Origin of the sequence: Flavivirga eckloniae (assembly GCF_002886045.1) — a bacterium.
GTDB lineage: Bacteria > Bacteroidota > Bacteroidia > Flavobacteriales > Flavobacteriaceae > Flavivirga > Flavivirga eckloniae.
The window spans coordinates 777,845-792,083 of sequence record NZ_CP025791.1 but is presented as its reverse complement, the minus strand read 5'-3'; the positions used below and the strand labels follow the sequence as shown (position 1 = coordinate 792,083).

Genomic DNA, 14,239 nt, shown 5'->3' with positions numbered 1-14,239 from the left:
TCCGAACTAATTTAAGAGTTTAATTCAGTATCTAAATTTATTATAATGAAAATTATTAAACATATTCTTTTACGAAAATTAATCATGATAATAACAATGAGTTTATTATTGTTAAGCTCATGTTCAAAAGATAACGATCCAGAGATTTCTAATCCGAAAGAGGGTATATTTTATTTACCAGTAGTGGTTCATATTATACATAACGGTAAGCAAATTGGAGAAGGCTCCAATCTTTCCATTGAGCGTATTGAAAGGCAAATTGAAATATTAAACGAGGATTATCGCAAAAAAGAAGGTACTAGAGGGTATAATAATCACCCAGATGGAGGAGATGCTAAAATTGAGTTTGTTTTAGCAAAGCGAGATCCAGAAGGAAATCCTTTTAACGGTATCAATAGAATAGATTCAACTAAAGTAACCGTACCTCCGTTGGGATATAATCAAAATCATTATGCGCAATATGCGTATTGGGATCCTAAAGATTATATTAATATTTGGACGACACCCTTACCGGAATCTTTCGAATGTCAGGCATTGGGGTTAGCTACACTACCAGAAACAGGTTTACCAGGACGAGAACATTCATCATTCCCACAACCAGGAGATGCAGAAGGTATTTTAATTAATTGGATGCATTTTGGAGAATCGGATATTGCATGCTATGCACGCTTTGGAAGAACTTTAACCCATGAAATGGGCCATTATTTGGGCGTATTGCATACTTGGGGATTTGGAGATTGTGAGAATAATGACTATTGCAATGATACCCCGGCCGTTGATAAACCTGTTTACAATAAAGTTTTTATGGCATGTGAAGGAGAACCTGCAATGATTAACAATTATATGACTTGGGCTCATGATAAAACCATGAACATGTTTACAAACGATCAGATTGCTAGAATGCACTATGTTTTAAAACATCATAAGGGGCGCAAGGCCTTATTATCAAGTCATGCACTTAAGCCTTGATTATGAGCAAAGAGTTTAAAAATAATACCATTCGAGGACCAATAAACGCCTGGGTTTTTAGAGTGCTGTCGGGATATATGGACAGGCTTTTTGGAAAATCAAAACGAAAGCTTTTTAAAAACCATCCCGAAATGGTTGTTGAAATAGGCCCCGGAGCTGGTGCCAATATGCGTTATTTAAAAGTAGGTACTAGACTAATAGCTATTGAACCAAACATTCATATGCACGCTAATTTAAAAAAGACCGCTATTAAATATGGTATTCATTTAGAAATAAAAGAAATTGTTGGAGAATCTATTGATTTACCCGATAATTCCTGCGATTTTGTAGTGTCTACTTTGGTGCTATGTACGGTAGATGATCCTGAGGCATGCATGCATCAAATTAAACGAATCTTGAAACCATCTGGTGTTTTTGTATTTATCGAACATGTAAAAGCCAGAGAAAATTCTATGTTGGCATTTATCCAGAATTTGATTCATAAACCATGGCACTGGTTTTTTGAAGGGTGCCATACCAATAGAAATACAAGGCAATTATTAGAATCTGTTGGTTTTAGCAGGTTAGAGTTAGAAACTTATAATTCATATTCGCCATTTATTCCTATTATCCCTCAAGTTCGGGGGAGAGCTATTAAGTAATTATAAGGGAATTGTTATATTAGAAGCTCTGAAAAATGTCATTCAGAGGCCTGCCTGCCGGCAGGCAGGGAGGAACGACTGAAGAATCTGAACAATGTAAAATATAAATTCTCTACCTACCAGCAGCTACGGTGTGCCCACATCTTTTTAATCAAGCCACGAATTACACAGATTTACACGAATAAAACCTCAAATGATGGATAGCTTTCTATACTATTCATAATCACGAATCAGACTTTCAGTCTGTTTTTACAATCTAAACCCGATTTAATTCTATTATATTTCTGCACTTTGGTTTATTAATAAGTAAACTCAAATTACTTATTAATAAATAATTTATATTTAGAACCATTTGTGATAATTCGTGAAATTAGCATCTATCTTTTTAGAATTATTATTTAAGCAGCCATATTTGTGGGTAAACAGTAGCTGCCATTAGGGAAGATCGCTAGTTTTGGCTCCGTTCAACACAAGTGGCTCTGAATGAACTTTTTCGACATCCTTTTTTTATTGAAATAATAAAACGGTAATTTTAGCTCTAAAACTCATAGTATCTTGAAAGAAGTCGCTTTTATAATAGATCAGGATTTAGCGCCCTATGTGAATTGCATTTATACGGATGAAAATTTCGATACTAACGGACATACTAATATCCCTTTGTATGCCGATGGGTATCCCGGAATTATGTTCCAGCAAACAACAAATGGTTTCTACCTACTCCCCAGAAACAAAAAACTATCAGAGCTTTTTCTTTTTGGACAAACGTTAGATCCGGTTTCTTTAGATGTTAAGGGATCTTACAAGTTTGTGGTGGTGCAGTTGTATCCCTTTGCTTCTAAATATTTGTTAGGTATCGATCCTAAGGTTTTAAATGATGATTGTTACGATTTATTACAAATAGAATATCTGGACGTTGAGACGTACAGACAATCGTTAATACAGGCTAGTAGTTTGGGGGATCAGGTACAGCTTATTTCAGAATTAATGCGTGAGTTAATTAGAACCCATAAGGTTTCGGAAAACGATAGAATTGAAAAAGCCATTTCCATAATAATTGAAAACAACGGACAGATTAGAATTAAAGAGTTATTAGACACCATTTATATGACGGAACGTACTTTCGAACGTCATTTTATGGCTTATATAGGATTAACACCCAAGCAGTTTTCTAAAATTATTCAATTTCAAAGTTCCATAAATAAACTTACACAATCTACTTATAATTCACTATTGGATATTGGTTACGATAGTGGTTTTTCTGATCAATCCCATTTTATAAGAACATTTAAAAGTTATACGGGTCAAACACCTTCCTATTACCTCAATCAATTATCCAATCGATGATTTTGTTAGTGAAACTCAATTTTGAAAATTCCGATTTTACATCGGAAAAATTTAAAATTGGTAGTTGAACTAATCCCGCTACTTGTGCTGAACTTGTTTCAGTATCTAGCGGGATCTTTAGGTTTAATAACTTGAAGTTTACATCGAAATGAATACCTCGTTGGCTTTTCCCAAGGATTATTCACTTTGTCGGTTTTGTTCAATTTTAAGAGCTCCCTATCAAATAATTTTGCCTCATAATCTTAAAATTAAAACATTATGAAAGTAGTTATATTTGGTTCCACAGGAACCGTAGGGAAACATCTTATTGAGCAATCTTTAGAAAAAGGGCATGAGGTTTTGGCTTTTTGTAGACAAGCAGAAAAGTTAGAGATGTTTAAAAACTCGAATTTAAAAATACAGGAAGGCGATGTGTTTAATCCGGAAGACGTTTCTGCTGCAGTACAAGATCAGGATGTTGTTATTGTGGCTTTGGGATCAGGAAAAAGTCGAAAAAGTGTGGTTAGATCTCAGGGAACAAAAAACATCATTACAGCCATGAAAAATAATGGGGTTAACCGATTAATCTGCCAAAGCACCTTAGGGACTTACGAGAGCAACGAAAACCTGAATTTCTTTTGGAAGTATATTATGTTCGGTTGGTATTTAAAGCAAATCTTTTTAGATCATGAATTACAAGAACGTTATGTACAAAACAGTGGTTTAGATTGGACCATTGTAAGACCGGGTGCATTTACTGATGGTGAAAAAACAGAACTTTACAGACATGGTTTTGGTGCTAACGCAAAATCGTTAAAGCTTAAAATTTCGAGAGCAGATGTAGCAGATTTTGTTTTAAAACAGGTTACAGATACTAACTATTTGCATAAAACACCGGGATTGTCGTATTAGATAACTAACGACATTGGTGTTATTGAAAAATATAGGGGTATCAAGTACGCTTACAAAGTGAGGTATGGGAGGTTAACTAAACTGGTTCCTCCATTTTAAAAAGGGAGGTGGATCCCGATAAAATTGGGATTCGGAGGGTTCAGAAAGCATGGCGCTATTCTATTTTTTTGATAAAACACCTCTTTCTTCCAATTTTAATTAAAATTAGAATTCATTCTCCTCTTTAATCAAAGAGGAGGGCACCAGCGTTAATAAAGAAGTTGTATTTGCTTGAAGTTATGAAGCGAAGTTTTGGGAAGAAACCCCATTATATTTTAGGTGTTCATCATAAGGTTCAACCTGTAAGATCAGGTCATATTGGTTTTTAGTTTCTTAGTTTGTAACCGTTTGTCTGTCAGTTTGTTTTGTCGTATTTTTATTAAGTAATGTAAAAATATACTTAACATGAGCGACCAAATTAAAAACCAGGCTGAACAAACTTTTAAAAATCATTTATCTTGCCTTACCGAAGGTAGAATTACCGATTGGATCAACTTATTTGCAGAAAACGCTGTTATGGAAGTACCCTATAGTCCTAAAGCATTTCCTAATAGAATAGAAGGTCGGGAAGGTCTATATGAATATATGAAAGATATCCCCAAGCTTTTTAAAATAGAATATAAAAATATACACTTCCATCCAACAGCTGAACCTAATTTAGTTATCGTAGAGTTTGAGTGTACCGGAAAAGTATTGACTACAAATAAACCTTATGATCAAAAGTATATATCGGTTATTACCTTAAATAATGATGGTAAAATTGTTAAGTATGTAGATTATTGGAATCCTGTTGTGGCTTTGGAGGCTTTGGGGATGGGGTGAATTGAAGGTGTTTATTTTGAAAGTAATGCAGGTAAGCGTTTGTATTGATTGATGAGTTTAAAAATTAGTCTGAGATATTTGTTTTTAAAACAAATTGTGTTAATAAGTTTAATTTGTATTTTTTATCTGTCAAAAAAGTTTAATTTAGTTTGTAAATTAGAGTATGAAATGTTAAAACAATTTCATATCTGATTATAGCCCCAAACAAAACCTGCCTTATAATAGTTATGAGTGATTTTATTAAAATTTTAAGCTTATCGATATTTATTTTATTATTCCAGTCAATTTCTTCTCAGTCTTTTATTAATGATTTAGCGACGCTTCAAAATTACAGCGGTAACGATTTTGTACATCTGAATGGGTACTTTGAAGAAGGGGATTGTGGTAGTGGACATTTTGTTCTTAAGGAAACAAATCTGCAAGCAAATGGAGGGACTATTTTTAATTCTCCTAATCCAAACAAAAAATGGTGCCGTGTTTACGAAGGAGCCGTTAATTCTAAATGGTTTAAATCTGACAATATTATTTCAGATAGAAAAGCAATAAGCAACGCAATCAGATTCGCCGAAGAGAATAAGACAGTTTATATTCCTGCTGGAAATTACGATTTAAAAGATGAATTTATTGAAATTAATAAACCGTTAAATATAACAGGAGATAAAGATCTAACCCTTTTATTGGTGCAAGATTTCCATATGGAAAATGCAACGGTTGTAAAGACTTTTCAAAGCGTATTTAAAGTAAGGAACTCGGATGTTTCCATTTCAAATTTAAAGATCAAAGGAGATAGGATTTCTGGTATCTCAATTGAGACCCCTAAAGATTCTTCAATAACAAAAAATATAAGTGTTTCAAATGTCACTTTTGAAGGAGTAGAAAATTTGAATCATTGTATTCATTTATATACTTGTTCTTCAATAAAAATAACAGATTGTAGGTTTATGAATACTGAATATCAAATTATTCAACAATGGTATCATAGCTCTAATGATGTTTTAGTAAATAATTGTATTTCAGATAATTGTGATAATGACTTTATCGAATTAAATAGCGAAACAGGTGCACCATCAAAAAATTGGGTAATAACCAACAATAATGTAAGGAATGTAGGGATAACTTTAGCCGATACAACCCGTACTGAATCTCGGTTTATAGGTGTAACTAATACTGATGGGATTGTAATTGCAAATAATGTAATTGAAAATATTGGAGGAGATTCTGTTTTTCATTTTGAAAAACACACAGGTAAAGTGATAATTTCCAACAACATTATAAGAAATCCTCATGGAAAGTTTGGAAGGTTGATTTTTAACGTAGGCTCAGATAGTGTGCCAACTTCTAAAAGAAATATAAACTTTACAAATAATTATATTGAAATTACAGATAATCGTTATGTAGATGATGCAGATATGTTAATTTACTCAAGTGACATTGACTCAACAAAGATTACATTGCGAGATAATACTTTCATCAATGACTCCCCAGATAACAATTTAAATGTATTAGTAAAGGCATATAGTAAAACGTTATGGAAAATCGTTGGTAATGAATTCGAGAATTTCAATTCGGCTGTTAAAATAGGTCAAGATGCAGGGCATACAATAATAAACGAAAACTTATTTTTAAATGTAGAAAATGCTATAGAAACTACTAATCTGGCTAACTCAAAGACATCGGTTTCAATTAATAATAATTCTTTTGAAAATGTTAATCATGTATTAAAAAACGACTATGGTATAACGGTTCAAAAATTCGCATCAAATACTATTAAAAATTCTACTTTAAATTATAATAACGATTTTGCGGGAGTTTTTGAGGACAACATTTTCATTGATAGTAATAATAACATTTCTCGAAATTCTATAACTAATTATAAGAATATACAAATAGAAGATGTGGTTAATGGTGTTCCAACAACTATTTTTGAAATACCAGATAAAAATTATTCTATTCTATGTTGGGTAGAAATTTCCAATGGATCTGCAAATAGAGTTAAAGATTTAATAAAATTTAGCAGACATTATATGCTTTCCAATCCAGAAACTTATGGTGAGTTTTATGAAGTTTTATCCCATTATGAAACTGGAAATTGGCCTTTGCCTAATTATGAAGTAAATGAAATTGGCCTAAACGCAACAATAACAGGTTCTGATGGTAATAATTTTAAAACTAAGGTAAGTATAATTAGTGTTGAAAATTGAAGGAATAATGGCTTTATAATTGGGGGTATTATGCTGAGTTTTATAAGCTATTCCCCACTCCCAAACCGCTTCATCTCCTCCAAAGGCTCCAAAATAGCTTCATTTTGCCACGTTGTTTTTTCAAAAGTCTTGAGTTGTTTGTAGGGAACTACTTTTTCCTGTTTAATGGAAGTATAATCTTCTCGGGTAATATCGCTTATATTGGTAAAAAGTATTTCTTCTTTTTTGCGGTTATCGCCTTCAATTTTAAAATTCGATCCAACCTTGAATCTATTTCTGCTATTTTCGATCATTTTTAAATCCCTGTTTACATAAAAGTAAGCGCCTGATATGCTTTTAATATATTTGGGTTGGTATGTATTGTCGCTGTTTTTTTCGTAGATATACGTGCCTTCACTAACATTTTCTATAAACTTAACTCCAAGCACAAGTTTTAGGTTGACTTTTTTCCCGTAACGCGATTTGTAATATTTGTAATCTACTTTGGTAATCGCAAAATTGTCATTAGATATAAAAAGTTTCCCCGTATACTTTGCTTTTCCTTTTCTTGGTTCGTAGCTTATAACATAGGTAAGTTCCCCGTTGTTATAACCCATATCCTCGAATGTGTAATCGTATAATCTGGAATCTAAAATGTCTTTTAAAAAGGAGTCGCCCACAAACATAGCGTTATGTAATAATGTGCTTGTCGACTTTTTTAGGTCGGGCACTTTGTACTCCTTTTTCTCCATGTCTTTATAGTCTTCTTTTCTTAAAGATAAAGAGTCCTCAATTTTAAATAGCCCGGATTTTAGCTTATACGTTTTGGTGGTATCCAGATATTTTAGGATGAGGTTTTGTATGGTCTCTTGTACGGCATCAATAGAAAAATCGTTTTTACTATCTATAAGCTTGGTGGCTTTATTAACGACCAATTTGGTGCTGTCGTCATCTAAACTCAATAGTGCTCCTTTAAAGTCTGAAAACTGAATAGCGTTGCTCGAGATAATGTGTTTGGAGAGGGAATCCAAACTGGAGTTCACCTTTTTCAGGTTTTTCGATTTGACGTGCGAGGCTTTTTCAATTTCAAAATCCAGCTTTTTAAAGTCGCCATAATACGTAGCTCTGTAGAATATGTTATGTGAATTTAGGGTGATATCGTAATTCTCGCTAAGCTTCATTTTAGCCCTCGCGATAATGGAATCGGCATTGGGTTTTTTGTTGCTTATATATACTTCATTAAGTTGATTGATGGCTTCATCTAAAGAAACTACAAAGTCGAGGGCTCTAATCGTTTCTAGAGTTAGCGTTTTGCTTTGATAGCCTATACAGGAAATCGTAATGGTTTTATTTTGAAGGTTTTCTGAATTTAAACTAAAATAGCCTTCTTCGTTAGAAATAACACCGCTATACTTGCCCGTTTTAATGGTTGCATAAGGTATCGATGTGCCTTGGCTTTTACTGATTAGTTTAGCTGTAATGGTTTGAGACTGGATATAAAAACCAGTAAGAAAAAATATGATTAGTAGGATTGACTTTTTCATAATTGATAATTACATATTCTAGACGAACAAATAGTAGTAATGTTACATGGACAATTTACAATAAAAGTTTTGGATACGAATTGTAAGAATTACATGATTCTTGTATTATATGGCTGATGTTCATAGTAAGCTAAGAAAATGATACCTATGCGAGAATCCTCGACAAGCTCGGATTGACAAAAAAAGTTATCAATTGTCTGTAGAACTAAAAAGACAATTTAGAGTATTTTTGTCATGCTAAACTAAGTTTGTCCAAAGCTTGTCGAAGGATTGAAGCATTATTAGCCGTAACTATTTTAATTACAACCTAAAATTAAGTCTGCCAAAAACATAAGTACCGTCGGAACCCATTTGAACAGAATCGGCTAAACCGCCCTGGTCTGTCCAACCATCAAACTGAGGTGTCGGGTATTTATTAAACAAGTTGTTGGCTCCTATACTGAATTTAATTTTTTCGGTAAGTTGATAGCCTAAACTAAGATCAACAACCATAGCGGCTTTGTAAACATCAGTTGCTACTGGAAAAAGGGCATCTGCTTCTGCCTGAGTTGTCGCAGGTGAATCTACCCATTGAAAGTCCTGAAGGGTAACTTCGCTAAATTGTGTTAATGACACTGCCGCATCAAACTTTTTACAAGTATATCCCAAATTGAGCCCAAACTTATAATCTGGAGCAGCTGCTTCCAGATAAGCTTGTGAAAATGGTCCAAAGAAGGTAAACTCATTTAAGTTACCATTGTTTATACGTTTAATTTCCAAATCATTGATATTACCTATCACTCCAATTCTAGCTTTGCCATGTTCACCAATATTAGTTTCGTAACCTAAAACAATATCCAAACCGGTGGTTCTGGTATCTACACCATTGGCAAAAAATTGCGCAGCATCAACATTTAAAGGCCCTAAAATGGTTTGATCTGTAAAGTTATCGGTTAAGATAATCCTATCATCAACAGAAATAGAGTAAGCATCTACGGTGGCTGTAAAACCTCGCTTTTTATAGGTAAACCCAACACTGGCATTAAAAGCTTTTTCTTCATTTAATTGACCAATGCCAAAGGCTTTTGTAACGGTACTGTTATTGGCAGATAATAACGAAGGAACCGATGTGCCAGCTACAATATTGTTAAAGATCAGGTTATAGTATAATTGCGCTAGGGAAGGGGCTCTAAAGCCAGTGGATACAGACCCTCTTAACGAAAGATCGTCGTTAATTTTTAATCTACTAGCAAGCTTTCCGTTAAAGGTGGTTCCAAAATCGCTGTAATTTTCAAATCTAACAGCTCCGCCTAACATAAAAGATTCACTAACATTGAGTTCAGAATCCAGATAAACACCATAATTGGTTCTGCTTCTATCTACTTCGTTATCTGGACTGTATCCGGGAAACCCTTGTGAGCCTCCAGGCAATTCGTTTCCTAAAGGAGATGTAGCAACACTCTGAGTGGCCGGATTGGTTATTACAACACCATTTACATCATAAAGACCGTATGAGGGAACTTCACCAGCAAAAATCCCGAAGTTTTCTGTTCTAAACTCCATACCAAAAGCAAGGTTCATTCCTGAAGCAATATTTTCAAAATATTTACTGAAGTCTATGCCTGTGGTATTTTGAGATAAGTAATGTCCGCCAGCATCAAAATCGGTGGGAGAAGACTCTCTCATAGAAGCATTGTTACTTCCTTTGATATAATAATGGAAATTGTTTTTTCCAAAGGTATTGTTGAAGTCTAATACCCAACCATTGTTCATTTTATGCTTTACTCCGGCAGAAACCGATACATCTGTTATTAACGAGGTGATTCTTGGTGTAAAACCATCTGGATACAAACTTGGAACAGTTCGCAGTTCACCATCGTCAGGATCATCAACAAATGCACTACGAGAGAATGCATAGGCATTGGTGTCTCTAAAATTTCTACCTCCAAAAGCATACGCTTCGGTATTATCATTTATAGGTAAAGCGGCATTAATCATAAAGTTAAAACCTTCAATTCCGGCACTACCATAACCTTTTCTCCATGAAAAACCGGGTCTTAAGGTATTTTGTCTTGATAATAACTCGGTTGTGAAATTTATAAAACCGCCTTTGTCGTTTAACGAAACGCCGTAATTGGCATCGATTTTAATGGTTTCACCATCCCAGCTTTTGTCATCACCATCTAATCGGTTTTTACCCTCAACATTACTTAAGGTTTCGCCAGTCTCGGCTTCCCAACCATCGCCAATAGCAGTACTGTAAGCACCGTAGGTAATACCTCCAGAAAAACCATCGGTATTATCTCTTAAAACGATATTGATAACACCAGCAATGGCATCCGATCCATATTGTGCAGAAGCACCATCTCTTAAAACTTCTATTCTTTTAATAGCATTCGAAGGAATGGCATTAAGGTCGGTTCCGGAATTTCCACGACCTCTGGTTCCAAAAACATTTACCAAAGACGATTGGTGTCTTCGTTTTCCGTTTATTAAGACTAGGGTTTGATCGGGACCTAAACCACGCAAGGAAGCCGGTACGATATGGTCGGCACCATCTGAGCCTGATTGTTTACTGGCATTAAATGAAGGCGCGGCGTATTGTAAAATCTCATTAACTTCAACTTTACCGCTGGTTGAAGCAATACTTGAAACGTCTAGGACGTCTACAGGAACGGGAGTGTCTGTTGCGGTTCGTCTTAGACTACGGGAACCGACTAAAATAACTTCATCAAGATCTACACCGTCATCTAGCGTAACATTGATGATGGATTGATTGTTAACGGGGACTTCTTTAGAATTATAACCTATGTAGCTAAAAACTAAAATTGAATTTCCATTGACAGAAATGGTGAATTTTCCATCAAAACCAGAAACAACGCCATTTGTTGTTCCTTTTTCCAGCACATTCACACCTGCAATTGGTGTTCCGGAAGTGTCGGAAATAGTACCAGTAACATTTAGTTGGGCGAACGAAAAAAACATGCTAAATAGGCTTAGCATCCATGTTAAAGTGTGTTTCATATTTATTATTTATTTGGGTTATTGTAGTAAATATACGCTAAAGATGTCAGAAAAATATCTAAAACAAGGGTGGTTCTACAGTAGGAATTGTTAAAGTTTGCCTGTTGTTATATTAAAGCATAAGTATTGAGTTTTATAAAAATTATAAAATACTATTAAATAATATATCTTTGCACTCGCTAAAATAGATTCCCGTGTTACCGAAACATGTTCGGCACAGGGAAGCTGAAAACAAATTTTAAATGAAAGCAGGAATAGTAGGATTGCCAAACGTAGGAAAGTCAACGTTATTTAATTGTTTATCGAACGCCAAGGCGCAAAGTGCAAACTTTCCGTTTTGTACCATAGAACCTAATATTGGAGTGGTTAATGTACCAGATCCGCGTTTAGAGAAATTGGAATCGTTGGTAAATCCAGAGCGTGTGATGCCTGCAACGGTTGAGATTGTTGATATTGCTGGTCTTGTAAAAGGAGCGAGTAAGGGAGAAGGATTAGGAAATCAGTTTTTAGCAAATATTAGAGAAACCGATGCTATTCTACATGTATTGCGTTGTTTTGATAACGATAATATTGTTCATGTTGATGGTAGTGTAGATCCCATACGAGATAAAGAAACTATCGATATGGAGTTACAGCTTAAGGATTTAGAAACGGCTGAAAAGAAGTTGGATAAAGTGAAGCGTGCTGCCAAAACCGGCAATAAGGAGGCTCAGAAAGAAGAGTCTATATTACTAACAATAAAAGCAGGTTTGGAAGCAGGGAAATCGGTTCGTGCTTTAGAGTTTAGCGAAGAGGATTATGATGAATTTGTAAAACCATTGCAGTTTATTACCGATAAGCCTGTTATGTATGTTTGTAATGTTGATGAAGGTGCGGCAACTTCTGGTAATGCTTATGTTGAACGGGTAAAGGAAGCGGTTAAGGATGAAAATGCTGAGGTATTAGTTTTGGCTGTTGGTACTGAAGCTGATATTAATGAATTGGATGATTACGAGGAACGCCAAATGTTTTTACAGGATATTGGCTTGGATGAACCGGGTTCTGCTAAGTTGATTCGTTCTGCTTATAAGTTGTTAAATCAGCAAACCTATTTTACAGCTGGTGTAAAAGAAGTTCGCGCATGGACGGTTGACATAGGAGCAAGCGCCCCACAGGCGGCAGGTATTATTCATACCGATTTTGAAAAAGGTTTTATTCGTGCCGAGGTTATTGGTTACGACGACTACGTGTCTTACGGTAGTGAAACCAAAGTGAAAGAGGCAGGGAAAATGCGTGTGGAAGGAAAGAACTATGTGGTTAAGGATGGGGATGTGATGCATTTCTTGTTTAATGTTTAGGTGGGAGTTGGAAGTTAGAAGCTTGAAGTCAGAAGTTGAAAAGTTGAAAGTTGAAAGTTGAAAGGTAGAAAGAGAGCAAAGGATAAGGAATTAAGACTTTTGTTTTCTGTGGGTTGTTTGGTGTTTATTTAAAAGTATATGGTGTTTATTTATATTTAAACATGTTTACTGAACACTGAACACTGAACACTGAACATTGAACATTGAACACTGAATTTTTCACGCTAAGCCGCTAAGACGCAAAGGAAGTTCTGATTTGTTAAATTTTTTATTTATTTCTGAGGGTTTAAATGATTGATTTTTAATTGGTTGATTATGCTAAATACTGTTGCCTGATCACTGAGTTTTCCCCGCAAAGACGCAAAGGAATAGATGTGTTGTAACTGCTAACCAAACACTATATACTGTTTACTGATCACTGAACACTGATCACCGAACACCGCCAACTGATTACTACTAACAAAAAACTGAACATCGTAATTCTTCAATATTTAAAATAGTTGCTAAAAAGGAAGGAATTACTTTCACTGGATGCAAACAACAAGGACTTTTGTTTATGGTGTGCTTATAGGGATTCTGGGTATAGTGCTGTTTTCCTCTAAAGCTGTAATGGTTAAATTGGCTTATCGGTATCATGTAGATCCTATTAGTATTTTACTGCTTAGGATGTTGTTTTCTTTTCCGTTTTACGTAGTTATAGCTTATTTGTATCGAAATGAGAATAGCGGACTTGTCGTTAGGAAAAAAGATTATGCCTGGGTTGTTTTCTTTGGGGTTATTGGGTATTATTTGGCGAGTTATTTCGATTTTCTAGGGCTTACTTATATAAAAGCCAGTTTAGAGCGTATCATACTGTTTTTGTACCCGACTATGGTCATTCTTTTAAACAGGTTCTTTTTAAAACAGCCAATAACCAAAATTCAGGCTGGTGCTATTGCTTTAACCTATTTGGGTATCGTTATTGCTTTTTGGGATGAGGTTGCCATATCTGGAAACGACACTTACATAGGAGGTGTTCTAATTTTGCTAAGTGCAGCCACTTATGCGTCTTATCTGGTTGGTAGTGGCTGGTTGATTCCAAAGTTCGGGGTTATGAAATTTACGGCCTATGCCATGATTGTTTCGTGTACCTGCGTGTTTGTGCATTATAGTATCGTCAATCATGTCGATTTATTTAATTTTTCATGGCAGGTCTATTTACTCGGATTTTTAATTGCTGTTTTTGCAACCGTAATTCCGTCGTTTTTGGTATCGGCTTCTATAAAAATGATCAGTTCGTCGAATTTTGCGATTGTAGCCGGAATCGGACCAATTTCTACGATTATTTTAGCCGCAGTTTTCTTAAACGAAATCCTAACGTTATTACAACTTTTTGGAGCTCTGGTCGTTATTGTAGGCATATTGCTAATCTCTTTAAAGAAGCGGGACGCGAATGCATAAGGTTCTCAACAAAAACAATTTTATATTGT

The 14,239-nt window shown here is 34.8% G+C and carries 10 protein-coding genes; 8 read left to right on the top strand and 2 right to left on the bottom strand.

Annotated features, from left to right (window positions below; translation table 11 throughout):
* Window positions 1-45 precede the first annotated feature (45 nt).
* From C1H87_RS03275 to C1H87_RS03250, 6 genes are all read left to right on the top strand, one after another.
* A complete protein-coding gene (locus tag C1H87_RS03275; protein WP_102754447.1) occupies window positions 46-969 on the top strand; it encodes a M43 family zinc metalloprotease in 924 nt (307 codons plus the stop codon).
* 2 nt (window positions 970-971) lie between these two features.
* Window positions 972-1,610: a class I SAM-dependent methyltransferase gene (locus C1H87_RS03270; RefSeq protein WP_102754446.1), complete on the top strand. Its 639-nt coding sequence runs from the start codon at window positions 972-974 to the stop codon at window positions 1,608-1,610.
* A gap of 555 nt (window positions 1,611-2,165) precedes the next feature.
* Window positions 2,166-2,954, top strand: coding sequence for a helix-turn-helix domain-containing protein (locus C1H87_RS03265; RefSeq protein ID WP_102754445.1), 789 nt, complete (start codon window positions 2,166-2,168; stop codon window positions 2,952-2,954).
* 258 nt (window positions 2,955-3,212) lie between these two features.
* On the top strand, window positions 3,213-3,845 hold the full coding sequence (locus tag C1H87_RS03260) for an NAD(P)-dependent oxidoreductase (RefSeq protein ID WP_102754444.1): 633 nt from the start codon (window positions 3,213-3,215) through the stop codon (window positions 3,843-3,845).
* 444 nt (window positions 3,846-4,289) lie between these two features.
* Entirely contained in the window at window positions 4,290-4,706 is a 417-nt protein-coding gene (locus C1H87_RS03255) for a nuclear transport factor 2 family protein (protein WP_102754443.1), read from the top strand.
* A 227-nt stretch (window positions 4,707-4,933) separates the two neighbouring features.
* Window positions 4,934-6,907 carry a right-handed parallel beta-helix repeat-containing protein gene (locus C1H87_RS03250; RefSeq protein ID WP_102754442.1) on the top strand — a complete coding sequence of 658 codons (1,974 nt, stop codon included), beginning with the start codon at window positions 4,934-4,936 and terminating at the stop codon, window positions 6,905-6,907.
* 47 nt (window positions 6,908-6,954) lie between these two features.
* On the opposite strand, the gene C1H87_RS03245 is transcribed toward C1H87_RS03250, so the two are convergent.
* Both C1H87_RS03245 and C1H87_RS03240 read right to left on the bottom strand, forming a co-directional pair.
* Window positions 6,955-8,430: a carboxypeptidase-like regulatory domain-containing protein gene (locus tag C1H87_RS03245; protein WP_102754441.1), complete on the bottom strand. Its 1,476-nt coding sequence runs from the start codon at window positions 8,428-8,430 to the stop codon at window positions 6,955-6,957.
* Window positions 8,431-8,730: 300 nt separating this feature from the next.
* Entirely contained in the window at window positions 8,731-11,433 is a 2,703-nt protein-coding gene (locus C1H87_RS03240; RefSeq protein ID WP_102754440.1) for a TonB-dependent receptor, read from the bottom strand.
* A 242-nt stretch (window positions 11,434-11,675) separates the two neighbouring features.
* On the opposite strand from C1H87_RS03240, the gene ychF reads away from it, so the two are divergent.
* Window positions 11,676-12,770 (top strand): redox-regulated ATPase YchF, encoded by a 1,095-nt coding sequence (gene ychF / locus C1H87_RS03235; protein ID WP_102754439.1) that lies wholly within the window; start codon window positions 11,676-11,678, stop codon window positions 12,768-12,770.
* 531 nt (window positions 12,771-13,301) lie between these two features.
* A complete protein-coding gene (locus C1H87_RS03230; RefSeq protein WP_102754438.1) occupies window positions 13,302-14,210 on the top strand; it encodes a DMT family transporter in 909 nt (302 codons plus the stop codon).
* Window positions 14,211-14,239 lie beyond the last annotated feature (29 nt).